17 protein-coding genes are annotated in these 23,541 nt (G+C 66.4%); 5 read left to right on the forward strand and 12 right to left on the reverse strand.

All coding sequences use genetic code 11. The annotated features are described in order from the left end of the window. Positions 1-139: 139 nt before the first annotated feature. Positions 140-820, reverse strand: coding sequence for a Fe2+-dependent dioxygenase (locus QN315_RS08645; protein WP_323992993.1), 681 nt, complete (start codon positions 818-820; stop codon positions 140-142). Next, entirely contained in the window at positions 820-3,108 is a 2,289-nt protein-coding gene (locus QN315_RS08650; RefSeq protein WP_323992995.1) for a TonB-dependent siderophore receptor, read from the reverse strand. Before QN315_RS08650 ends, QN315_RS08645 begins: the two co-directional genes overlap by 1 nt. A 206-nt stretch (positions 3,109-3,314) precedes the next feature. Here QN315_RS08650 and QN315_RS08655 point away from each other — a divergent pair, with 206 nt between their 5' ends. After that, entirely contained in the window at positions 3,315-4,010 is a 696-nt protein-coding gene (locus QN315_RS08655; protein WP_323992997.1) for a tetratricopeptide repeat protein, read from the forward strand. 114 nt (positions 4,011-4,124) lie between these two features. Here the strand turns inward: QN315_RS08655 and QN315_RS08660 are convergent, their stop codons facing one another. The 3 genes from QN315_RS08660 to xylB form a co-directional block, all read right to left on the reverse strand. After that, positions 4,125-5,831 carry a PEP/pyruvate-binding domain-containing protein gene (locus QN315_RS08660; protein WP_323992998.1) on the reverse strand — a complete coding sequence of 569 codons (1,707 nt, stop codon included), beginning with the start codon at positions 5,829-5,831 and terminating at the stop codon, positions 4,125-4,127. Beyond that, a complete protein-coding gene (locus QN315_RS08665) occupies positions 5,821-7,764 on the reverse strand; it encodes a hypothetical protein (protein ID WP_323993000.1) in 1,944 nt (647 codons plus the stop codon). The genes QN315_RS08660 and QN315_RS08665 overlap by 11 nt, the downstream gene beginning before the upstream one ends. Positions 7,765-7,891: 127 nt before the next feature. Next, complete coding sequence (gene xylB, locus QN315_RS08670; protein WP_323993002.1) at positions 7,892-9,352, reverse strand: xylulokinase; 1,461 nt, start codon at positions 9,350-9,352, stop codon at positions 7,892-7,894. 182 nt (positions 9,353-9,534) lie between these two features. Between xylB and QN315_RS08675 the strand changes: the two genes are divergently transcribed. The 3 genes from QN315_RS08675 to QN315_RS08685 all read left to right on the forward strand — a co-directional run bounded on the left by QN315_RS08675 (position 9,535) and on the right by QN315_RS08685 (position 14,731). Beyond that, complete coding sequence (locus QN315_RS08675; RefSeq protein ID WP_323993004.1) at positions 9,535-10,185, forward strand: LysE family translocator; 651 nt, start codon at positions 9,535-9,537, stop codon at positions 10,183-10,185. Positions 10,186-10,880: 695 nt separating this feature from the next. Then, positions 10,881-13,574, forward strand: coding sequence for a TonB-dependent receptor (locus QN315_RS08680; protein ID WP_323993006.1), 2,694 nt, complete (start codon positions 10,881-10,883; stop codon positions 13,572-13,574). Between the two features lie 392 nt (positions 13,575-13,966). Continuing rightward, complete coding sequence (locus QN315_RS08685) at positions 13,967-14,731, forward strand: hypothetical protein (RefSeq protein WP_323993008.1); 765 nt, start codon at positions 13,967-13,969, stop codon at positions 14,729-14,731. Positions 14,732-14,797: 66 nt separating this feature from the next. Here QN315_RS08685 and QN315_RS08690 read toward each other — a convergent pair whose 3' ends face one another. The 3 genes from QN315_RS08690 to QN315_RS08700 form a co-directional block, all read right to left on the reverse strand. After that, entirely contained in the window at positions 14,798-16,084 is a 1,287-nt protein-coding gene (locus tag QN315_RS08690; protein ID WP_323993010.1) for an acyltransferase, read from the reverse strand. Positions 16,085-16,150: 66 nt separating this feature from the next. After that, complete coding sequence (locus QN315_RS08695) at positions 16,151-17,527, reverse strand: FAD-dependent oxidoreductase (protein ID WP_323993012.1); 1,377 nt, start codon at positions 17,525-17,527, stop codon at positions 16,151-16,153. An 86-nt stretch (positions 17,528-17,613) separates the two neighbouring features. After that, a complete protein-coding gene (locus QN315_RS08700) occupies positions 17,614-18,762 on the reverse strand; it encodes a DegT/DnrJ/EryC1/StrS family aminotransferase (protein ID WP_323993014.1) in 1,149 nt (382 codons plus the stop codon). A 745-nt stretch (positions 18,763-19,507) separates the two neighbouring features. Between QN315_RS08700 and QN315_RS08705 the strand changes: the two genes are divergently transcribed. Next, positions 19,508-20,497, forward strand: a complete 990-nt coding sequence (locus QN315_RS08705; protein ID WP_323993016.1) for a hypothetical protein — start codon at positions 19,508-19,510, stop codon at positions 20,495-20,497. On the opposite strand, the gene QN315_RS08710 is transcribed toward QN315_RS08705, so the two are convergent. The 4 genes from QN315_RS08710 to QN315_RS08725 all read right to left on the reverse strand — a co-directional run bounded on the left by QN315_RS08710 (position 20,442) and on the right by QN315_RS08725 (position 23,514). Beyond that, entirely contained in the window at positions 20,442-21,185 is a 744-nt protein-coding gene (locus tag QN315_RS08710) for a VC0807 family protein (protein ID WP_323993019.1), read from the reverse strand. The two genes, QN315_RS08705 and QN315_RS08710, sit on opposite strands and share 56 nt — an antisense overlap. Continuing rightward, entirely contained in the window at positions 21,182-21,313 is a 132-nt protein-coding gene (locus tag QN315_RS08715; RefSeq protein WP_323993021.1) for a hypothetical protein, read from the reverse strand. Before QN315_RS08715 ends, QN315_RS08710 begins: the two co-directional genes overlap by 4 nt. Before the next feature lie 103 nt (positions 21,314-21,416). After that, a complete protein-coding gene (locus QN315_RS08720; RefSeq protein WP_323993023.1) occupies positions 21,417-22,151 on the reverse strand; it encodes a metallophosphoesterase family protein in 735 nt (244 codons plus the stop codon). Between the two features lie 142 nt (positions 22,152-22,293). Next, a complete protein-coding gene (locus QN315_RS08725; RefSeq protein WP_323993025.1) occupies positions 22,294-23,514 on the reverse strand; it encodes an alanine--glyoxylate aminotransferase family protein in 1,221 nt (406 codons plus the stop codon). Positions 23,515-23,541 lie beyond the last annotated feature (27 nt).

Below are 23,541 nucleotides of genomic sequence, written 5' to 3' on the forward strand. Positions count from 1 at the left end.
TGGTGAGCGGGAGCGGCCCGACAGGGCCGCGCCCGGCGTGGGTTTTCGAGCACCGAAGCGGAGTGGCCTTGATGGCCACGAGCATCGGAGCGCAGGAAACGCGCGTCGGACCGCCGCCAGCGCGCAGTCCCGGTCAGGCTCAGGGGTCGGCCCAGCGGCGGACCAGGTTATGATAGACATTGGTCAGGGACAGGATGCGCGGGTCGTCCTGCAGGTCGGCGGCGAGGTCCTGCAGGGTGCTGTCGAGATCGAACAGGATGCGGCGCCGGCCTTCGTCGCGGACCAGGCTTTGCATCCACATCACCGCGGCCAGGCGCTCGCCCCTTGTGACCTGGGTCACGCGATGCAGCGAGGAGGACGGGTAGAGCACCATCGAACCCGCCGGCAGCCGGACCTCACGCGGGCCGAAGACGTCGTCGATCACCAGGGCGCCGCCGTCATACGCGTCGGGCGGGCTCAGGAACAGGGTCGCGGACAAATCGGTGCGGATGGTGCCGCGCGCGCCGTAGCGGATGGCGTTGTCGACATGGTTGCCGAAACGGTCGCCGCTTTCGGCGCGGTAGCGGCTGAAGACCGGCGGGAAGATGCGCTGCGGCAGGGCCGCCGACATGAAGAGCGGGATGCGCCCCAGCGTGCGCGCCAGGGCCTCGCCCAGCGCCAGGGCGGTCGGATCGTCCTCGGCCAGTTGCTGGTTGCGCTTGGCGCGGGCCGATTGATGGCCGGCGGTGGTCCGGCCGTCCTGCCACGGGGCGGCGGCGAGCTGCGTGCGGAACGACGCCAGTTCGGCGGCATTCAGCACATCGGGGATGACGATCAGCATCAGAAATTCGCGCTGAGCGAGAACAGGGCGGAGCGGGCCGGCCCGACGACGACATGGGTGGGGTGCAGGGCGCTGTAATAGAGCGCGTTGGAGATGTTGGCGATATTGACCTGGGCGGCGAGCGAATGCGTGATGTGGTATTTCACCATCACCTGCGCCGTGGTGTAGCCGGGCGCGCGCTCGATCACCGTGGTGCCGGCGACGGGCAGGGAACTGGCGGTGCGGCTGGCGACGTAATTGACGCCGCCGCCGATGCTGACCGGCAGCCGGGGCAGGTGGTATTCGGTCCAGAACGCCACGGTATGTTTGGGGGCGTTGGGCGGCTGGTTGCCGAGTTCGAGCCGGTTGGGCGAGGCGATGACGCTGACATCGTCATAGCTGTAGCCGCCGAAGACGCTCCAGCGGCTGGTGAGATTGCCGGTGGCCGAAAGTTCGAAGCCCTGGGAGCGGTAATTGCCGGCCAGGATCGTTTCGGTGGCGTTGGCCGGATTGGTTTCGCGCACGTTGGTCATTTCGATCCGATAGGCGGCGGCGGACAGCGAGAGCCCGTGCGTTGCCCATTTGCCGCCGAATTCGAAGGTGCGGGATTGTTCGGGCGCGACGGCGGCGGTCGAGGCGGTCAGGGCGATGTTCTCGCCCGACGGGTCGAACGACGTGCCGTAATTGAAATAGAGGCTGCTGTCCGCGGTCGGCTTGTAGACCAGCGCGCCGCGCCAGGTGGAGACCCTGTCATGGCGTGTGACATGCACCGCGGGGGCCACGATCTGCTTGTAGTCGGTGGTGTAGTCGTCCCAGCGCCAGCCGCCGATCGCCTGCCAGTGGGTGCCGAGGGAGATCGTATAGTTGAGATAGGGCGCGTAATCGTGCGAGGTCGCGCCCGACATGCTGCGCAGGCGCGACGCGAAGGGGAAATCGGCGCCCTGGTCCGGGTCGAGCAGCGACGTCCTGGTCTGCGGATAGGTGTAGCGGGTGATGTCGGCGGTCTGGCGCTGGATTTCGAACCCGAAGAGGAGCTGGTGGCGCAGCGGGCCGGTGCGGTAATCGGCGTTGCCTTCGAGCTGATTGTCGAGCAGGGTCGAGGGGCCGCTGAGCGCCAGGGTGTTGCGCGTGACCTGGATCTGCGACAGGGGCACGGAGGTCGGCGCGATATTCGTATAGGGCGTATAGCCGAGGATCTGCGGTTCGACCGCGCGCTGGGCGGTATTGTAGGTGGAATAGCGGATCTGGTCATGGAAGGTCAGGTGCCGGCTGACATCATGTTCCAGCCTGATCGTGCCGACATTGACCGCCGAACGCAGATAGTCGCCGGGATAGCCGTAGAAATTGGATCGCGGCGTGGGGGCCGGCACGCCGTTGAGCCAGGTCGTGCCGTAATATTGGGTGTCGTAGGATTGCTGGCGGAAATAATCGATCCGCAGATGCGTCGCGGTATTCAGGCCGAAGGCGAGCGAGGGCGCGATGCCGTAGCGGCGCGTTGCGGCGAGATCGATCCCGGCCAGGCCGGCCTGCTGCACCATGGCGTTCAGCCGCCAGGCGAACCCGCCGAGCGCGGCGCCGGCGCGGCCGATATCGGCCGTGAGGCGCTGGGTGCCGTCGGTGCCGAACGACAGGGTGCCGGCGGTGACCGGCGTCATGCCGGCGCGCTTGGTGACCTCGTTGATCACGCCGCCGGTCGAGCCGCGCCCGAACAGGCTGCCTGACGGGCCCTTGAGGACCTCGACGGTTTCGAGATCGAACGGGTCGCGATAATAGCTGCCGAAATCGAGCATGCCGTCGCGATAGAAATCATTCTGCGCGTTGAAGCCGCGGATCGACAGGTTGTCGCCCTGCTGCGCGCCCTCGCCCGCCGCGATGCTGATGCCCGGGACGGTCCGCAGCGCATCGAGCATGTTGGTGGTGTTCTGGTCCTGCATCAATTGCTTCGGGATTTCAGTGATCGTCTGCGGTGTGTCCACCAGCGACGTCATGATCCGGTCGAGATGCGGCTGCGTCTGCTGGTAGCCGCGCCCCTGCCCCGTCACCAGCAGGTGCTCGGCCGGACGGACCGGGGGGTGGGCGGCTGCGTCATGGCCGGCGTCGCGGTCATGGTCGTGGTGCCGGCCGTGATCGCGAGAGCGATCGGGGGCGTGCAGGCCGTGGCCGGCCCGGGGACGCGGGTCGGGGCGCTGCGGCTCGGCCGCGCGGGCGTCGCCGGGCATCAGCCAGCCCGCGCCGAGCACCAGGCCGAGCGTGGTGGCGCCCATGCGCCGCCGGCCGGAAGATGGGGACATGTCGGAATGGGTTGTCATGCGAGAGCCTGAACGTTATTGCGAATTATTCTCATTCGTAATGCGAGGGGATCGCCGTGACAATCCGCCTTGGACAGATTTTTTGTCGGCCTATCGGGAAGCGCCCCAGAAAGCGGCTCTGGGGACGGCTTTGGAGAAGCCCGCCGGCGCGGCCGGCCGTCTCGCCGGAGGGGGCGCGCCTGCTGGACTGGGCGGCGCGCGGCCATGTGGAGGCGCAGCTTCTGCTGGGGCAGGCGCTGCTGGACGGCGTGCATCTGGCGCGCGACGCTGCGCAGGCGGTGGCCTGGTTCACCGTCGCGGCACAAGCGGGCCATCCGCCCGCGATGAACATGCTGGGCCGCTGCCTGGAACGCGGCTGGGGCTGCGCGCCCGATGCGGCCGCGGCGGCGGCCTGGTACGGCCGGGCGGCGGAACGCGGCGACGATTGGGCGCGCTATAACCTGGCCAATATGAGGCTGCGCGGCCGGGGCGTGGCGCGCGACCGGCGCGCGGCATGGGCGCTGTTCCTGGCGGCCGCGCGGGCGGGCCATGCGAAATCGATGAACCTGGTGGGCCGGTTTCTGGAGGAGGGATGGGACATGCCGCGCGACCGGGAGGCCGCGCGGCTGTGGTACCGGCGCGCGGCGGAGGCGGGCGATTACCGGGGCCAGCACAATCTGGCCAGCATGCTGGCGGAAGACGGCGCGATCGACGGCGCCGTCGCCTGGTGGCATCTGGCGCTGGAGGCGGCCACGCCGGACATCCTGGCGGCGATGCGCGACAGCCTGGCACGCATCGGCGATGCCGGGCCGGGCCATGTGGGGGCGGCGGCGCTGCGCGCGCGGGTGGCCGAGCGCCTGGCGGCGCATCCGGCGGCGGCCGAGGCATCACCAGGGCTCCGCCCTGGACCCGGCAGGGCCTGAGGCCCTGCACCCCATTTATTTGATAACAAACGGGTTTCCAAAGGGCGACCGCCCTTTGATGGGTTCAAGGGCAACGTCCTTGCCGGGCAGATCCCACGCTCGATCCTACGGCCCTCATGCGGGTGGGGCGGCGCGCCAGGCGGCGATCTGGGCCAGGTCGGCCTCGGGGCGGTCCTCGGTCATGGGAACATGGCCGGCGAAGACCTGGCCGGTCTCGCCGTCCAGGGTGATGTCGGCGCCCTGGGGGAACGGATGGCCGGCGATCCGGCAGCTTTGCCGGTCCGGGGCGATGGTCAGGCCGGGACAGCCGACGATCGCGACCTTGCCGAATTCGCGGGCGACCACGGCGGCATGGCTGGTGCGGCCGCCATGGGCGGCGAGCAGGCCGTCGGTGCCGGTGATGGCGTCGATATCCTCGGTCAGCAGGTCGGTGGTGACCAGGATGGTCCGGCGGCCCTGCCCCGCCAGCGTGCGGGCGGCGTCGCGGCTCAGGACGACGGCGCCGGTCACCGCGCCGCCGCCGGCGGGAACGCCGCGCGCGATGGCGTCCTGCGGCGGCCCGGCGAGGCGGCGGCGGGTGAGAGCGGCGGCGTCCAGCCCCTCGACCCGGCGCAGGGCCTCGGGGATGGAGATCAGGTTCTCGCGCGCCATGTCGACCGCGATCCTGAGCCGGGCCCGGGCGGCGCATTTGCCGGCGCGGGTCTGCAGCAGATAGAGCTGGCCCTCCTCCACCGTGAATTCGAAATCCTGCATGTCGTGGAACTGGTGTTCCAACTGGGTTGCGATGCGCGCCAGGGTCTGGGTTATTGCCTGGGCCTGGGCTGTTGTCGGACCCGTTGTCGGACCTGTCTGGGGCATGGCACGGGCGAGTTCGGCGGCGGGGGCGACCAGGGTGCGGCCGGCGACCAGGTCCTCGCCCTGTGCGTTGAAGGCGAAATCGAGATAGAGGCGGCGTTCGCCGGTGGCGGGGTCGCGGGTGAAGCCGACGCCCGAGCCCGATTGCGGGCCGGAATTGCCGTAGACCATGCGCTGGATGGTGACCGCCGTGCCGGGCAGGCCGGTCAGGTTGCGCAGGCGGCGATAGGTTTGGGCCCGTTCGGAATTCCAGGAGCGGAAGACGGCGTCCACGCCCTGGGCGAGCTGGTCCATCGGCGTGTCGGGGAACGGGACGCCGCCGGCGGATTCGAAAATATCGAGATAGCGCAGGGCGAGATCGCGCAGGGACAGGCTGTCGAGTTCGGCGGCCGATGCGGCCTGGCCCGCGCGCAGGATGGCAGCCAGCCCGTCATCGAACAAGGCCGGATCGAGGCCGCGCACGATCTGGCCGAAGGCGCGGATCAGCCGGGCGAAGCAGTCCCAGGCCAGGCGGGGATTGCCCGACAATGCGATCAGGCCCGGCAGGGTGGCACGGGTGAGCCCGACATTGAGCAGTGTGTCGAGCATGCCGGGCATGGAGACGGGGGCACCGGAGCGGATCGAGACCAGCAGAGGGCGGTTGGGGTCGCCGAAGGCGAGGCCGGTCGCCTGTTCCAGCCGGTGCAGGGGCCCCGCGACCAGGGCGCGGAAGGCGTCGGCCGGGGGCGCGCCGGCGGCCAGCCACTGGGCGCAGAGCGTGGTCGGCAGCACGAAGCCGGGCGGCACGGGCAGGCCGGCGGCGGCAAGGACCATGAGGTTGAACGCCTTGCCGCCCAGTTGGGCGACCGCGCCGTCGGGCGGGGGCAGCACGCCGGGTTCGATGACCGGGATGGCGTCGACCGGGATGGGCGCGACCTGGATAGGTACGGCCGGGATGGGATGGGTCGAGATGGGATCAGGAGGCAAACCACTCTCCTACGGCGTGGTCGGACAGCAGGCGGCCGGCATTGAGCAGGGCATCGGCCACGGATTCGAGCGCCCCGGCGATGGCGGTGGCGAGCGTGACGGTCCGTGCGTCGAGGTCGGCATGCATCAGCCGGGCGAAGACGTCGCGCTCGGCCGCGTCGGTGGCATGTTCGTGGGCGTGCAGCCGGTCGAACAGGCCGATCAGCAGGCGCATCTCGCGCCGGGGCATGCCCTGGTGCAGGCTGCGCAGGGCGCAGAGCAGGCGGACATAGTCCTTGGCCGCCATGACCGCCTGGGCGGCCAGTTGCAGCAGGGTCGCGCGGATGTCGGCGGGCAGGTCCGCGGGCAGGAACTGCAGGCGGAAGGCCGCGTCCTCGAACTGGTCGGCGGCGTCGTCGGCGTGGGAGGCGATGGCGCGCCAGGGGCGGGATTTGTCGTCGCGGCACAGGCCGCAGATGTGCCCGACCTGGCGGTCGGCCAGGGCCTCCCAACGCTGGGCGCGGGCGGCGGCGGCCAGCAGGTCGGGCACGTTGCCCAGCAGGGCGGCGTGGACCAGGCTGCCAAGATCGAGGATCAGCGCCGCGTGGTCGATCGCGTCGTCGAGGATGCGGTCGGCCATGGAGGCGACGCGGGTCATCAGCTCGGCCTGCAGCATGTCGCGGATGGCGGGCGGGGACTGCCCGTTGCGCAGGGCCTCGCTGGAGGTCCGCAGGGCTTCGCGCAGGAAGGCCATCGTGCCGTCCTGGCCCAGCGCGCGCTGCATCGTGCCGTACGACCCGCCGGTGAGCTGCGAGACGGTGTCCAGCAGGTCGCCGATCATCGTCTCGCCGCCCGCCTCGAGATAGGCGCGGTGGCCGTATTCGTGGTCGGCGGCCCAGTGCAGCAGGGCGACGGCGGCCGGGCCGGACACGAAATGGCGCAGGCTTTTGCGCGCCTTGTTCCAGTCGATGAGAAAGACCAGCGACGCGCCCAGGGTTTCGAGCGCCGCGTCGAGGGTGGGAAGGTCCGCGGCCTGGAGGATGCCGGTGGCGAGGGTGAACTGGCCCTGTTCGCTTCCGGGCAATTGGCGGCTGGATTGCGTCCAGGTCAGGGCGGGCAGGCGGTCCTGGAAGAATTCCAGGCGCTGCCGGTGGATGTCGCTGTGCAGGACCGACAGGCGCGGGGCGTCGTCCTGCCCCTCGATCTGCACGATCAGGACATGGGCGTCGGTGGTGCCGAGATCGTTCTGGATGATCAGGCGCGGCCCGTCGCGCATGGCGTTGGTCGCCAGCCCCGGATGGTTGAACTTGAGCGGCGCGGTGCGGTTGAGCCCGCGCATGAAGGCGGCCACGCGCTGCCGGTCCCTGTCGTCCAGGCGATAGGCGCGGGCCCCGGCGATGTCGGTTTCGGCCAGGCCGGCGGCGATGTCGTTGATCGCCCTGTGCAGGTCCATGACCAGGCGGTGCAGGGAATCGGCGCCGTCGGCCGGGACGCGGCAGAGCTGCGAGACCAGGCCGGGGGGCAGGACATCGTCCGCGACGCGGATGGCGGCGCGCTGCGCCTGCTCACGCATACCCAGGCCGTCGGCGGTGGCCTGGTCGAGCAGGCCGGCCGCCGCCCCGGCCTCGGCCGCCCGGCGCATGCGGGACAGGTCGTCCAGCAGCGCGGCGATGACGGCGCCGGCCTGCGGCACGCGCAGGCCGGCCTGTGTCCGTTCCAGCAGGGCGGGCGGATCGTAGAGCACGGCATGGTCGAGGCCGGCGAGCGTCCGTTCGGCGGTGAGGCCGGCGAAGGGCTGGCGGTCGTCGCGGCCGGCGGATGCCTCGGCTGCCTGGAGCCAACTGAGCGCGAACTTGATGCGGCCGTTGGCGGCGAGCGCCTCGGCCAGCAGGTTGGGCAGGAGCAGCGCCGGTTGCGCCAGTGCCGCCACCGCTTCCTGCTTCTGAATGGTCATGACCCCTCCCCGGGCGCGGGATGCCATCCCGCCCCGGGAGTGTGGGCATGACCAGGGTGGGAATCGACCGCGCCGGCGGGCGGTCGATGGAATGTGAAAGGGGCGGAATGTGAAAGGAGCGCCCGTTTCAGGCGGTCAGGTCGTGGAGCGCGGGGTAGAGACGCCGGAAGCGTGCGTAGCGTTCGGCATAGAGCGGGACCGCGTCGCGGTCCGGTTCGACGGTGCGGGCGGGGTTGAAGGGACGCAGGGCGTCGGCCTGGCTGGCGCCGTGGGCGATCATCGCCAGGCGGGCGGCGCCCAGTGCCGCCGCGTGTTCGGCATTGTGCGGGATGACCAGCGGGCGGTCCAGCACGGTGGCGATGATGCGGGTCCAGGCGAGGCTGCGTCCGCCGCCGCCGATGATCGGGAGCGGGCCGGCCGGCGATTGCCGGCCTGCCAGCAGGTCCTGCCCCAGGCGCAGCGAGAAGGCGACGCCTTCGAGCACCGCGCGGGCGAGGTCCACTTCGTCGGTCATCGCGTCCAGGCCGATGAAGGCGCCACGGGCGGCGGGGTCGTGATAGGGGGTGCGTTCGCCGCGCAGATAGGGCTGGAACAGGATGCGGCCCGGTGCCGCGCCGCGCGCCTGGACCTTGTCCAGCAGGGCGGCGATGTCGGGTTCGCGGCACAGGGCGGCGACCCAGGCCAGGCAACTGCCACCATTGAGCATGGCGGCCATCTGGTACCAGCGGCCGGGCAGGCAGTGGGCGAAATCGTGCAGGCTGATATCGGGGTCGGGATCGTAGGATTCGCGCACCGCGACATAGACCGCGCCGGTACCGAGCGAGAGGAACGCCTGCCCGGCATCGGCGCAGCCCAGCCCCGCCGCGCCGACGGGCGTATCGCCGCCGCCGGTCGCCACCACGACATCGGGCGACAGGCCGAGTTCCCGCGCCACGGCGGGGCGCAGGTGGCCGGCGGGGGCCGTGCCCTCGGACAGAGGGGGCAGGGTCGTGCCGTCGAGGCCGATCGCGCCGAGGATCGGGGCGGACCAGGCGCGGGCGGCCTGGTCGAAGAGCTGGGTGCCGGCGGCGTCGGACATGTCGGACGCCGCCTGGCCGGTCAGCCACAGGCGCAGATAATCCTTGGGCCACAGGACATGGCGGATCCGGGCGAACAAGGCGGGTTCGTCATCTTTCAACCAGAGCAGTTTCGCGGCGCTGAAGCTGGCCATGGGGCGGACGCCGGTGATGCGGGCGAGGCCGGGGACCGCCTGCTGCAAACGCAGCGCCTGGTCCTGGCCGCGTTCGTCGTTCCACAGCAGCGCCGGGCGCAGGGGACGCCAATCCCGGTCCAGCGGCGCGACGGAGTGCATCTGCCCCGACAGGCCGATGGCGCGGACGGCGGCGAAGGCCTGCGGCGCATCGGCGCGCAGTTGCGCCAGCACCGCGCGGGCGGCGGCGATCCAGCTTTCGGGATCCTGTTCGCTGATGCCGGGGCGCGGCTGGAGCACCTGCGACGCGGCGGTGGCGGCGGCCAGTACCGTCTGGCCGTCATCGACGAGAATGGCCTTGGTGGCGGTGGTTCCGAGATCGAGTCCCAGATAGGTCATGAGCCGGGTCCTTGCAGGCGGGGAGCGAGGCCGCCGTGATGCAGGCGGCCCTGGGATTCTGGATCCGGGACCGTAGCGGCTGCGGCGATGTGCGCCGAGGGGGGCGCGGACATGTGATCGCGCCGGCTTGACCGGGCGCCGCGCGCGGGTCATTTCTGATCCGAACCAAGAGGAGAGACGCGATGCCCCCTGCCCCGCAATGGATCGGTTTCGCCCTGCTGGCGCTGGGCATGGCGCTGACGCCGGGACCGAACATGGTCTATCTGATTTCGCGTTCGATCTCGCAGGGGGCGAAGGCGGGGCTGGTCTCGCTGGGAGGTGTCGCGCTGGGGTTCGTCATCTACATGCTGTGCGCGGTCCTGGGGCTGACGGCGCTGCTGCTGGCGGTGCCGTTCGCCTATGACACGGTGCGGCTGGCGGGGGCGGGCTATCTGGCCTATCTGGCGTGGCAGGCGCTGCGGCCGGGCGGGCGGTCGCCGTTCCAGGTGCGGACGCTGCCGCGGGACAGCGCGCGGCGGCTGTTCACCATGGGGCTGGTGACCAACCTGCTGAATCCGAAGATCGCGATCATGTATCTGTCGCTGCTGCCGCAATTCATCAGCCGCACGCCGCACGGGAGCGTGCGGGGCGATATCCTGAGCCAGTCGCTGATCCTGGGCGGGACGCAGATCGCGCTGAGCGTGGCGGTGAACGCGGTGATCGCGGTGATGGCCGGCACGATCGCGACCTTTCTGAACCGGCGCCCCGCCTGGCTGCGGCTGCAACGCTGGGTGATGGGCACGGTCCTGGCCGGGCTGGCGGTGCGGATGGCGACGCAGAACCGCCCGGCATAGGCGCGGCAGGATGGTCGGGGCGTCCAAGACACCGGGACGGGACCGGCGAGGCCGCACAGGGTCTCCCATATGGCGGCAATGCGGGTGGAGTTCGGATCATTGCTGCCGGCCTGAAGGACGATTCCGACATGGGGCGGGCAGAATGGCCTGCGTAGGCGCCGATGCCGCTGGTCGAGCCGGTCTTGTCGACCCGCCCTGATGGGCGGCGCGCGACCGCATTCGACAGTCTGTCCGGGATCGCGCCGCTTTATTGTTAAGTCCTGGAATAATTACATAATAATTACATGACGTATCGCCTTAAAATAAATTTCACCCTGTCAATTAAATATCCGCCAATCTGCTCTGCGCCGGGGCATCTGTAACATTATGTAACCCTCAGCTTTGTGCCTTGAGGACGGTTGGGCCGCGGCCATGCGTCGGCGATCGAAACAATAACCATTTGATAATTTTAATATTTTTTTGAAACCCGCCCTCGCTTCCCGCGACGGGTGTTGCGAAAACGTGATCGCTTTCCGGAAAGAATAGGAAGATTTTCGGGATAATCGTGGCAATCCGGCAACAGACATTAAAATGTCACAATACGTCACACCGTGCGAAAGTTAATAGGCTGATCGGCGATGGGTGACATCATTCAAAATAATGAATGGGATCTATTGCCTGCACATTTCGGATATATTGTGCTGAGGATTCCCAGTATGCAATACAAATTACGGCATCGCCGATATCTTCTCGGCGGTGCCGCCATAGTGCTGAACATTTCGCTGGCGCAGGCGGCGGACATCGGCGTGGCGGGACGGGAGCGCGTGGCGGTGCCCGCGAAACACGCCAAGCGACCGGGCGCACATCGCCCGAAGGGCGAGCAATTGACCGTGCTGGGCACGGTCCGTTCGGCATCGGCATCGGCCGCGCGCGCCGTGCAGCGCGATGCGCCGAACATGGTGGTGGTCCGCACGCAGGCCGAGATCCGCAAGTTGCCGGACATCAACGTGGCGGAGGCGTTGCAGCGCGTGCCGGGCGTGTCGCTGGAAACCGATACGGGGGAAGGCCGGTTCGTGAATATTCGCGGCCTGGATTCCGACCTGAACGGCGTCACCTTCGGGGGTGTGCGCCTGATGCCGTCCAACCAGTCCTCGCCCTTCGGCGGCAGCCGCGCGGTGGCGCTGGACGCGATTCCATCGGCCTTCGTCGGCGCGCTGGAAGTGACCAAGACGACCCGCCCGGACCAGGATGCCGAGGCGCTGGGCGGGACGATCGAAGTCGTGCCCCGGCGCACGGCCCCCAATGGCCGGCCCTTCGTGGAATTCGACGCGGGCGGCGGGTACGAGCCGCTGCGCGGCACGCCGGTCGTCGATGGGGGGATTGCGCTGGGCGCGAGTTTCGGGCTGGGCGGCGCACATGACCATCCCGCCTTCGGCGCGGATGGCTGGACCGAGAACCCGCGGCCCTTCTCGTTTATCATGATGGCCAATTTCCATAACGACCAGCGCGGGGTGGATGACGCCGAAGAATCCTATTCGGACCAGCAGGCGAGCGGGCTGCCGGACAAATTACTGAGTTCGCTGGAATTGCGGCGCTATCAATATTGGCGGCGCCGCTATAGCCGCGGCGGCGAATTCGATTTCGATCCGGACCGCGACGATCATTATTTCGTCCGCTTTTCCGAAGCGGGCTATCACGAGCGCGTTGCACGCCACCGGCTGCTGCTGAGCAGCCTGGATTCCGGCGCGGGCGGCTGCGACCCGTATATGAACTGCCTGGCCGGCAGCCCGGCGCTGGGTTTCATCGCGCCGCAGGCGACGGCGACGCAGACCCTGCGCGAGGAAGAGGAAACGATCCAGAACGACGTCGTGACCCTGGGCGGCAACAACAGGCTGGGCCAGGTCAAGCTGGATTACCACGCGGCCTGGTCGCGCGGCGAGGACAACCGTCCCTATGACTATAACAGCAGCTTTACGGATCCCTCCCCGTTTGCGCTGCAATATAACAACATCGCGCGACCCAACACGCCCGCGATCGCGACGCTGGACGGCACCAACCTGGCCAATCCGGCCCTGTACCAGTTCAGCGGGCTGACCAACAACAGCCAGAAGAATGTCGACACCGAATGGTCGGGCGGATTCAATGCCGCGATGCCGGTGGCGATCCTGCATCATCGCGGCACGTTCAAGCTGGGCGCGCTGGTGCGGCTGCGGAAGCGTTCGACGACGCAGGTCGTCTATGATTACAGCCCGACGGGCACCATACCCTATGACAACTATGTCTATGGTCCGGACCAGATCTATTATCATGGGAACTACAATATCGGTCCGGCCCTCTCGGGCAGCACCAATAACCTGATCGGCGGCAGCGCGCTGGTGCGCGACACGGCCGGCGACCTGCTGGCCAGCGGACAGGGCGACCAGCAGGATACCGAGAACGTCTATGCCGGCTATGTGCAGTACGAAACGAATTTCGGCAGGCTGCACATGCTGACCGGCATGCGTTTCGAGGACACGCAGGGGACCTATAACGGCTCTATGCTGGCCACCGATTCCGGCGGCAACCAGAGCCTGTCGCCGGCCCGGTTCAAGCAATCCTATTTCAATTATTTCCCGAGCCTGCAATTCCGCTATGCCTTCACGCCGCAACTGATCGGCCGGCTGACCTATTCGACGGCCATCGCGCGGCCCGGGTTCAACCAGATTTCGCCGGCGATCCAGGTCAATTACGGCACGGGGTCGGTCACGTCGGGCAATCCCGCGCTGAAGCCGACGACGGGCGATGATTTCGATGCATCGCTGGAATATTACATGCATAATGGCGGGGCGGTGACGCTGGCCGCCTTCGACAAGCAGTTCCATAACTATATCCTGCCCCGCCAGATCCAGGGCACCTATCCGGGCATCGCCGGGATCGCGCAGATCCAGAGCTTTTCGAACGTGGCGAGCGCCCAGGCCTATGGCGTCGAGGCCGACTATAATCAGAAATTCGTCTTCCTGCCCGGAATGCTGCGGCATGTCGGGTTCGAGGGGAATTATACCTGGGTCAATTCGATCGCGCAGATCCGCCCGGGAGAAGATGCATCCCTGCCCTCGACCTCGAACAACAATTTCAACGCGGCGCTGTATTACGAGGATGGGCGCCTGAGCGTGCGGGTGGCCAGCAACCTGACCTCGCGCAATCTGTTCGCGATCGGCGGCAGTTCGTCGACCGATATCTATTCCGCGGCGCGTTTCCGCCTCGATCTGGGGGCGACTTATGCCATTACGCGGAACCTGACCTTCTATGCCGACGTGAAGAACCTGACGAATACGCCGCTGAAATTCACCGAAGGGTCCAGCGACAGCCGGCCCATCCAGCGGGAAGTGTATTATGAGACGGTCCTGAGCGGTATCCGGGCCAATTTCTGAAAACGGGACGCCCCGATCGTGGTAACGGGATCGGGGCGTCGATTATCATGCCGACGAAAACCCAACGACATTAACAATAATTTAATAATCTGCGCCGGAAAACCCTGCGCCGTTCGAAACGTAGAAAGATTTGAAATTTCGTAACGAAACGAGGTTAGAGAGCGAATTTTACGCGCGAAGACAAGTCTTCCGTATCGATCTTCTGCGGTCCAATATCTTCTGAGTCCATTTTTTTAATATTCGGGAATGGGTTTATGGCGTCGTGCGCGGTGGTTTTGAAGTCCTATATGTGGAACGACTTCATTTCCAGACAATTGAACCGGCTTCTCTCTGGTGCCGGTACTCTCGATGTATATCTTTCGATTGACGAAACGGCGGGCTCGGCGGGGCCCGTGCCCTATGACAAGGTGCTGAGGACGAATCAGGGCGAGATGCTGGAACTCGGCCTGGCCGACCGATATGAGAAAGGCAGCCTGCTGTGGTGGAATGCCGACTATACGCACTATCAGGTTCTGAACGTCATACCCGATTATGATTATTATCTGTTTGTGGAGTATGACGCGTGCATATTGGGCAGCATCGCGGAATTCGCGAACGCGGCCATCCTGTCCGGCGCCGAGACCGTCTTTCATCCACGGGACGACCTGGACGGCTGGTGGTGGACGCGATTCCATAAAAGCCTCTATTCAAGCGAGGAATTTCGTGGCGCGTTGAATTGCGTCCTGATGCATTCCAATCGGGCGTTGCGCTATCTCTGGCAGCGGCGGCGCGAGATGTCCCGGCGGACGGACATCGATTTCTGGCCGCTGAGCGAAACCTTCGTGCCGACCGAACTGCATCGCGGCGGCTTTGCCACGGCGCCGCTTTCCCGGTTCGGCGACCTGAGCCGGTATCACTGGTTTCCGCCGATCCTGGAGGACGATCTTGATACGCTTGGCGTGCAGGAGCCTGCCTTCGTGCATCCGGTCCGCGACAAGGCGGGCTATATTGCCAGCCTGCTGGCGAACACGCATGCGGTGAAGGATTATTTTCTGCCCGGCAGTCCCATGCGGCAGGCATTGGCGCGGTTCCCGGGGGAGGTCACTCGCGGGCGCCTTTACCGTGCCGCGCTGGCACGCGGCAGAACGGCCCTGCGGGAGCGATTGGGCGCGCCGTGACCTGGCCGCCCTGTCCTGCCTGAATCATCTTTGCCCGATCCTATCCGCCGAATCCTATTTGCCCGGTCATATTTGTGACCAGTTTCGACGGGCGGGGGCGGGGGACCCGAGGACGCCGCGGTGATCCAGCATCCTTGCGACCCGCTGGCCGAACCGCGCGCTGGGATCCGCGATCGTCACGTGGAACAGCCAGCCCAGGGCGATGGAGAGGGGCGGAACGACGGCGAGGAGGACGGGCAACGGCACGGCCTGCAACAGGCTGACGATCGCCAGAATCAGCGGCACATGGACGAGATACAGGCTGTAGGAGATGCGCCCCAGGAAACGGAGCGACGGACGCAGCAAGATGCGCTCGGTCATGCCGGGCGACAAGGATGCGGTGATCACCATGACCGATCCGAACGCGACCATGGTTTCCTGCAGGGCATGGATCTGCGACCAGTGTCCCTGAAAGACGAACAGGCCGCCGAGCAGCAATGCCAGCCGCCCGCGGGCGGACAATGTCGTCAGGGCATTGCGGATCGGCTGAAGGTAGAAGCCGATCAGCGATCCCATCACGAAGAAGCAGGCATAGTACGCCGTCCACTGGATTTCATAACCGAGCTTGTCGGTCGTGCGATATTCCATGCTCGACAGCAGGGCGCCGTGCGCGCCGAAGCCGCCGCCGACACAGAACTGAAGGAAGACGACAAAGGCCGCCAGACCCGCGAGGACCGCGACGGCCCCCCGCGCCCGGTAGCGCGCGATCGGCAGGATCAGGAACGGAAACAGGAGCGAGACCCGCATTTCCCAGATCAGGGAGTGGATGGCGCCGTTCACGCTGTTGCGGTGGCCATACATCAGGGCATGGTCCACGAGCGTCCACAGGGTGAGCGGATGCGACCAGTTCATCCTGGTGACCCATTCGCTGGCGCCCGGCACGCCGGCCCACCGCCTGAAGACGAGGTTCAGCACCGCAGCGCCCAGGATCGCCGCGCAATACGGAAAATAGATGCGGGCCACGCGCTTGATGACGAATGTACGGTAGGCCGGCACCCGGCGTTCGGCCCAGGGAAGGGCCAGGACAAGGCCGCTGAGGACGTAGAAGAGCGTCACGGCCTCGTAACCGCTCCAGACGATGCGGACCGGCGTGTAGAAAAGAATATATTGCCCCAGCGTATGAGCCGGGGTCTGCCAGGTGGAGAAGAAAAAATCGCAAAAGGCGGGTTGCGTCAGAAAGCAATGGTGGATCACCACGATCAGCGCGGCGAGGCCACGTACGGAATCAAGCGCCGCCAGGCGCGCCGGCGTACCCCGGTTGATGGCGGCGATTTCGTCGCCTGTGCCGCCATCGGCGATTTCGGTGTTCTTCAAGGCACCTGTTTCTCCGGTCACGAGCATATGAGGGATTATATGAGGGGGTTTTGATTGTTCCTGCCATCAGCTCCATGCATCCACGTTCTCTTGCAGGGGCTGCCGGGAGGCCGGTTTCGGCGGGCGGCGCACGGCGTCGACGATCAAGCCGCCGACATCCTTCTGCCATAGCCACAACCCGTTCGCCTGGCCGCGGAAGCTCGGCTCTCCGCCCAGGGCGCCGCGCGGAACGAAGCCGGCGGACAGGCCGATGCCGAAGAGATTGGGCAGGGGGGTGCCGGCCCCGTCCAGGACGCGGCATTGTCCGTCGACGAGCGGCTGCTGCGGCCCGGTCTGGGACAGGAGGCGAACCTGTGTGCCGTCCATGTCCATGACCGGCAGGGCGCGCGGCCGATAGCCGACGGCGGCGACGACTATATCGGCCCGATCCAGCACGCCCAGGGCCTGGGGGTCGGCGGATCGCCGCAGGCAGTGCAGTGCCAGCCTTGGTTCCGGCGCGCGGCCGCCGATGCCGCGGGCCTGCATGATCAGTTCGCGTGAATCGAGTCGGAAACCGGCGAAACGAAAAACCTTGCCGCTGATGCCGCAAATATCGTCTTCGTCGAATTCGGTGTAGCCCTCGGCCAGGGCGCTTTGGGCATCCGGGTAGTAGATGCGCAACGGGCGGCGATGCAGCAGCGTGATGCCGCCTGCCTTGAAGCGCACCGTGGGCATGCGGTTCAGCAATGCGTGGCAGACCGCGGCGGCGCTGGTCGATCCGCCGACAACGGCGACGCGCGGATCGTCCAGGCCGGACAGGCGATCCGCCATGCGCTGCAGGCCGCCAAGGCCGAGCACGTCGCCGGACTGGACCAGGCGGTCGCCGCACAGATCCACGAGCGTGGCGCCGCCGACCCGTTCGGCCGCGAGGCGCTCTTCCGGCTGATGGCCGCCGGTGGCCAGCACCACGTTTCGGGCATGCAGCACGCGCTGGTTGCCGTGTTCGTCCCGGACCGTCACGCGCCAGCCGTCCCGATCGCGGTGCACGTGACAAGCCGTGTGGCATGTCAGGACCGCGCAGCCCGCGTCATCGCGGACCATCGCCTCCAGCGCCGCTCCGACCAGGGCCAGGAAGCGTCCGGCATCGCGCAGCGGCACCGCCCCGTCCCCGGCCGCGGCGAGGCTTTTCGCAAGCGGATGATCGTATAGAGCCGTCAGGGGCGTCGGGACGGGGCTGCGCAGGCAATCGACGAAGGTGGCGCCGCTGCTGTCGGAATTGATGGCGTAGTGACCGATCGTTCCCGCGCCCAGCGCGCCGGACCGTTCGACGATCGCCACCCCTGCGGACAGAAGATCATCCAGTTGCCCGGCATGATGGGCCGCCAGGAGCGGCGCGATTCCGGCCGGGCCGCCGCCGATGATCACGAGCTGGAAGCGTCGTTCCTCGTAGAGAAAATCGGGCATGACGACCGCCACTTTCCGTCCGGTTATCTGCGTTCAGTTATCATGTTCGGTTATCGGCATGTCTTCGAAGCCGGACGCGCGGCCGTTCAATTGAATTCCTGCTGGCAACTGCGCCTGAATTCGTCACATACGAATTGAATCGTGTCGGACGTCATCCGGTGGCCGAGCGGCAAGGACACGACGCCCGATGCGATGCGGTCGGTGACCGGCAGAGACGTCGTCTCGGCCCTGGGGACGAAATATTTCTGTTCGGCGAGATGGGGCGAGAAATATGTCGCGATGCCGATGTGGCTGTCCTTCATGCGGGCAAGCACCTGGTCCCGGCGGGACGCGCCGCGCTCGGGCAGGAGTACCGGCATGAACTGATAGGCCGAGCGCCGGCCGAGAACCGTCTGGAACGTGAAATCCGGCAGGCAGTCCCGGTACATCTGCGCCAGCTCGTCCTTTTTCCGGCTGACGGCTTCCAGCCTTTTCAGCCCGTCCAGTCCGAGGAGGGCACTGATCTCGGGCATTTTTGAATTGATCCCGTCAATCGTGGCGTGGCGCGGGCGCTCGAAGCCGAAATTGCCCATGGCGCGAAGCTGCTGGATCATCCCGGCATCGTCGCTGTAGATGAAGCCGCCTTCTCCGACGCCCAGCGCCTTGGTGGCGTGAAGAGAAAAGACGATCGGGAAGGGAAACCCGGTGCCGAACCCGTGCCCGGCCAGATTCAGACTGCCCAGGGACGATGCCGCGTCCACGACGGTGGGAATGCCGTACGATTCGTAAAAATCGATGTAGCGCCCGAGATCGATGGCGTTTCCAAACGCGGCGTAGGGAAAGATCGCCGCGATTTTCGAAGCCTGGGAGGCCAGGATCTGCGCCTCCGACTCGGCGCTCATGGTCCAGCTCTGCGGATCGATATCGGCGAAAAGCGGCGTGAAGCCCGCCCATATGACCGCATGGGCCGCGGCGGCGAAGGTAAAGGACGGCATGAGAACATATGGTTTTTGAGAGCGGTCGACATGCCGCGTTACATATTTGAGGGCGATCATCAAACCGATGGTCGCATTGCATACGGTCACGCAGCTTCCGACACCGCCGAACACTGTCGAAATCAGCGCGGATTCAAATTTCGTATTCACGGGACCATAGTTACTATAGATCCCGGATTCTTCTATTTCATTGATTTCCCGCAAAAGACCGCTGAGCTGAGCTACGTTGGTTTCTAAAAATGGAACCTGCCCCACGCGCATTGAATCAATCCCTTCAATACAGATCCTATATGTGGATAAAAATTCGATCTGTTTGGATTTGTTTGAATTATAAAAACGTCAGACAACACGTAGCTTGAAACTGGAATAGTATTATCTTGCACGTCTCAATCGTCAATTTCAATATTTTTTAATCCCTCATATTTACAGTCATTTTGTTCTATTTTTTGGTCATATTGTATCATGGTTAAAAATATATTTTCATAATTCCGTGAAGCCCCGGGCGGCGATTCTATTGCTTTCCCTGGCGGTTCGCCCGGCCCGAGGGACGGACCGGGTGGAGTCTCTACGGACGAGGCGTGGTGCATGCGGCGTGCTTTCTCTGTTCAAAGCACCTAATCATGGCAGGAAGTGGACGGCGGGAGGTTCCGGGGAAAGAGACGAAAGAATCGGCATTGCCGCATCCGCGGCGAGACTGCGGGCGGGGTGCGCGCGGCCGATCCAGGCCGGCCGGCGCACAGGAAGATTTACCACCTGGAAACTTTTCCGATGTTTGGCGTTATTGAAATTTTTATGGCGAAGCGGAAATGCCTCCATGCATGTTTAAAAATTACGGACATGATCAATATTGTCCTGAGTTCTGACCCTCTTGTTTCGAACGTGAGACAGGACGTCAGCATGAAATAATTCATGAACATTTTCATGCCGCAGGGTGGATGCCGCCATGACATGCGTCTATGACCCGGCGGAAGACCTGATCATGTCGTGCAAACCCTTCGAGGCGTAAATGTCGTCCGCCCAGTTGAAAGCCATTCCCGTCGCGCACCCGTCTTTCCAGGACCAGGATTTCCAGGATCGGGATTTCCGGAATCAGGATCTTCAGCCATATCGTGCGCGCCTTCCGACCACCGATTTCGGTACGTTCTGGTATGGGGGGCGCCTGTCCGCGCTCGAACATGCCTGTGCCGCGTCGTTCGTCTTTCGTGGCTATGCGCTGACCCTGTTTTCATATCAGCCGGTCGAGAACGTGCCGGACGGCGTCACGGTCGCGAATGCGGCGGATGTGCTGCCGGAGGAGATGACGCGACGGTTCCTGCATAATGGCCGGCCCGCCCTGGGTCATTTCTCCGACCTGTTTCGTTACGTGATGATCCGGCAATATGGCATGGCCTGGGTCGATCTGGACGTCCTTATGCTGTCGAACCGGATTGCGTATACCCTGCCCGACATCGTCGCGCGCGAGGAGCAGGGCGGCATTAATGGTGCGATTCTTTATCTGCGCGACGCCGCCATGCTGCAATCGCTGATCGCCGGCGCGGAAGCCATGGCCGATCGCAATCTGCGCTGGGGCGAAACCGGGCCCTTGCTGCTGGGCAAGCTGACGAAGGCCTATCCCGAGACGCTGCGCCCGGCCGCGGCTAATATTTTCTATCCGATCGAGCATTACGACATCCAGAAAGTCCTTCTGCCGGAATGGCGCGACGCATGCGCCGCCAAATGCGGGCAGGCCATCACGCTGCATCTGTTCAACAATATTCTGACGGGCATGGGATATTGGAAAGACATGGCGCCCCCGGAGGGGAGTTTTCTGTATGAGGCGCTGGCCGCCGACGGGGCGCTGGGCTTGTTCCGCGACATCTATCCCGTCACTGTCATGCGGAACATGGTGAGGAATTACCAGTTCGGCCTCAACGGTGCCGCTCTGGGCATCAGAAGCATCGTCAGGCAGGCTTTTCCGAGCGTGCTGCGGACCTATCGGCATTATTATCCGCGGTGAGAGCGGCGCGCCGCAAGGAGGGAACGGCGGCGATGTCCGCGAAGCCGGTCAGGGCGCGGCGGCGATACCAGGCGGTCCAGAGGGTGAGGCCGATGATGCTGCCATAGGACAGGAGCGGCGCGACCAGCAGGTATGCGCGGACGCCGAGCGCGAAGACCAGGGCGACGCCGGCCAGGGCGTCGGCGAGCAGGCCGGCGCCCCAGACCAGGGTCATGCGCAGCATGACGCGGCGGATCGCGGGATGGTCGCGCCGGGCCTGGAAGGCGGCGGCGGAAGGGGCGGTGCGGCGCAGGGTGGCGAGGGCGAGCGGATAGACGAGCGGCCGGCCGATCGCGGCCGAGCCGAGGAAGGCGATGCCGATGACGGCCGTCACCATCTTTTCACGCAGTTGCAGGAATTTTTCCGAACCGCCGCCCAGCAGCGCCAGCAGGGACAGCATGATGCCCGCCAGCACGATGAGCGACAGCGCGTCGATGCGGCGCGTCAGGCAGAATTCACCCGCGCTGAACAGCAGGGGCGGCAGGGACGCGGCCATCAGGCCCCCGGCCGCGCCCCAGGCCGGGTGAACGGCATCATAGACCAGGACCGGCAGGACGATGTTCGCACCGACATTGAGCGCGGCCTTCCACCCGGCGCGGCGGAACCAGGCCAGCAGGCCGGGGGATTGCGGAGCGGGCTGCGTCGTCATGGGCGGAGTCCTGTCACGATCGGGTTGCCGTGTGAGCCGTGCGGCATGCGGTGAGGCAGGCGCGCGCGATGGGTGGCGGCGATGAGTGTGACGACATCGCGGATCAGCGGGTCGATTTGGCGACGCATGGACGCAATCCTATGTTGACGATGTCATCATCACGCCAAATGGTAACATTGTCAACATTAATGGCGCGGCAGTTCGGATGCGGGTTGCGGGTGGGCTGGAGGGTTACGGGCTGCGGCCTGTCCGGACGGCGAAGGCGACTTCGGGCCGGCCGTTCCGTTCGGCCTGGCGGGCGGCGGCCTGGTGATCGTAGGGCACGGCGTGGAGGGTGGCCGCCCAGCCTTGCGGCGCGCGGGTCAGGGTGGCGTAGCGGGCGTGGGGGCTGCCGGCGTCCATGACGTGGGGACAGGGGCGGTCGTCGCGGAAGGACGGCATGCCGACGCTGCCGGGATTGACGACCAGCACGTCGCCGGCGGTGACGATGCGCGCGATATGGGTGTGGCCGCAGAGCACGACCCTGGCATGGCCGATGCCGGCCAGCTTGCCGCGGATCGTTTCGTCCGGGGCGAGGGCGGCGTGGCCGGCGGAGACGTCTTCGAGCAGATAATCCAGATCGCCGCCGGCCGGGCTGCCGTGGCAGGCGAAGAGATCGCCGTCGAGCAGGCTGAGCGTCGGCGGCAGGGTGTGCAGCCAGGCCAGGTGCCGGTCGGCGAGGCGGGGACGGGCGAAGGCGTCGGAGGCGCCGGTCGCACCGGCCAGCACCTGCCGTTCGTGATTGCCCGCCAGGGTCGCGGCACCCAGCGCCATCTGGGCATCGGCGCTGCCGGCCGGGTCGAACGGGCCGGAGACGAGATCGCCGAGATTGACGACCAGGTCGGGGCGCAGGCGGCCGATGTCGCGCAGCACCGCCTGCAGCGCGAGCAGATTGCCGTGACTATCCGCGATGACCGCGATCTTCATGCGCGGATTCTACACTCCGCGCGCCCCGCCGCAAGGAATCGCAGCCCCTCAACCACAATCCATTGATAAACAAAACGGTTTCCAAAGGCCGCCGGCCTTTGGCGGGGTCCAGGGGCAGCGCCCCTGGCCGGTGCCGCCAGCGTTACGCGGCCGCGTAGGATGCGCGTGCGGCGTCGACGGCATTGCCTTGCGGGAGAGAGAAGCCCTCGGCGCGGAGGGAGGCCTCGAGTGCGGCGAGGGTGATGAGCACCTTGTGCTTCATGGCGTTGTAGCCCATGGCGCCGATGCGCCAGATCTTCCCCGCCAGGGGGCCGAAGGCGGTGCCGATCTCGATTTCGAATTCCGCGCGCATGCGGGTGCGCACCGCCTCGCCGTCGATGCAATCGGGGATGTGCACGCCGGTGACGTTGGTCATGCGATGCGCGTCCTGGCCATACAGGGCCAGCCCCATGGCGCGCAGCCCGGCGCCCATCGCCGCCCCGGCCGCGCGGTGCCGGGCGAAGCGGGCCTCCAGCCCCTCTTCCACCATGATCCGCGCCGCCTCGCGCGCCGCATAGAGCATGGAGGTCGCCTCGGTATGGTGGTTCAGCCGCTGCTCGGACCAGTAATCCATGACCATCGCCAGGTCGAAATAGTTCGAGCCGATGCGCGGCCGCGCGCCGTCGCGGCTGCCGGCGGTGCGGATCCCGGCCTCGACATGGCGGCGGGCCATGATGTGCGCCGCCGCGCGGTCCGAGATCGTGATCGGCGCCGAGCCCGGCGGGCCGCCCATGCATTTCTGCAGGCCGCCCGTCACCACATCCACCCCCCAGGCATCGGTCGCCACCGCCATGCCGCCCAAGGTGGCGGTGGCGTCGACATAGGACAGCACGCCGTGGCGGCGGCAGATGTCCCCCACCCCGTCCAGCGGCTGCGCCATGGTGGTGGAGGTGTCGCCGTGGATGGCCGCGAAGACCTGCGGCTGGTGTTCGACGATCGCGGCCTCGATCTGCCCGCGGGTCGCGACCGCGCCCCAGGGGATGTCGAGGACGCGGATGTCGGCGCCGATGCGCCCGGCGATTTCCGACAGCAGCAGGCCGAAGCGCCCGGCGCGCAGCACCAGCAGCCGCGCCCCCGGTTCGACCAGCGAGACCAGCGCCGCCTCGATCCCCGCCCGCGCCGTGCCGTCGACCAGGAAGGTCCAGCGGTTTTCCGTCATGAACACATGACGATACAGCGCCATCGTCTGGTTCATATACCCCGTCATCTCCGGGTCGAACTGCCCCAGCATGTCCGCCGCCATCGCGCGCAGCACCCGCGGATGCACGTTCACCGGACCCGGGCCCATCAGCAGCCGGTGCGGCGGGTCAATCTGTCCGAACATGGGCGGTTCCTTCCTCCGTCTCGTCTT

This window comes from Nguyenibacter sp. L1, assembly GCF_035199985.1.
Taxonomy (GTDB): Bacteria; Pseudomonadota; Alphaproteobacteria; order Acetobacterales; family Acetobacteraceae; genus Gluconacetobacter; species Gluconacetobacter vanlangensis.

What these genes read in the sequence shown, in the direction of transcription:
- QN315_RS08645 (WP_323992993.1), bottom strand. Translation starts at nt 820, where the DNA reads ATGCTGATCGTCATCCCCGATGTGCTGAATGCCGCCGAACTGGCGTCG.
- QN315_RS08650 (WP_323992995.1), bottom strand. Translation starts at nt 3,108, where the DNA reads ATGACAACCCATTCCGACATGTCCCCATCTTCCGGCCGGCGGCGCATG.
- QN315_RS08665 (WP_323993000.1), bottom strand. Translation starts at nt 7,764, where the DNA reads ATGACCATTCAGAAGCAGGAAGCGGTGGCGGCACTGGCGCAACCGGCG.
- xylB (WP_323993002.1), bottom strand. Translation starts at nt 9,352, where the DNA reads ATGACCTATCTGGGACTCGATCTCGGAACCACCGCCACCAAGGCCATT.
- QN315_RS08675 (WP_323993004.1), top strand. Translation starts at nt 9,535, where the DNA reads ATGCCCCCTGCCCCGCAATGGATCGGTTTCGCCCTGCTGGCGCTGGGC.
- QN315_RS08680 (WP_323993006.1), top strand. Translation starts at nt 10,881, where the DNA reads ATGCAATACAAATTACGGCATCGCCGATATCTTCTCGGCGGTGCCGCC.
- QN315_RS08695 (WP_323993012.1), bottom strand. Translation starts at nt 17,527, where the DNA reads ATGCCCGATTTTCTCTACGAGGAACGACGCTTCCAGCTCGTGATCATC.
- QN315_RS08700 (WP_323993014.1), bottom strand. Translation starts at nt 18,762, where the DNA reads ATGCGCGTGGGGCAGGTTCCATTTTTAGAAACCAACGTAGCTCAGCTC.
- QN315_RS08705 (WP_323993016.1), top strand. Translation starts at nt 19,508, where the DNA reads ATGTCGTCCGCCCAGTTGAAAGCCATTCCCGTCGCGCACCCGTCTTTC.
- QN315_RS08710 (WP_323993019.1), bottom strand. Translation starts at nt 21,185, where the DNA reads ATGACGACGCAGCCCGCTCCGCAATCCCCCGGCCTGCTGGCCTGGTTC.
- QN315_RS08715 (WP_323993021.1), bottom strand. Translation starts at nt 21,313, where the DNA reads ATGCGTCGCCAAATCGACCCGCTGATCCGCGATGTCGTCACACTCATC.
- QN315_RS08720 (WP_323993023.1), bottom strand. Translation starts at nt 22,151, where the DNA reads ATGAAGATCGCGGTCATCGCGGATAGTCACGGCAATCTGCTCGCGCTG.
- QN315_RS08725 (WP_323993025.1), bottom strand. Translation starts at nt 23,514, where the DNA reads ATGTTCGGACAGATTGACCCGCCGCACCGGCTGCTGATGGGCCCGGGT.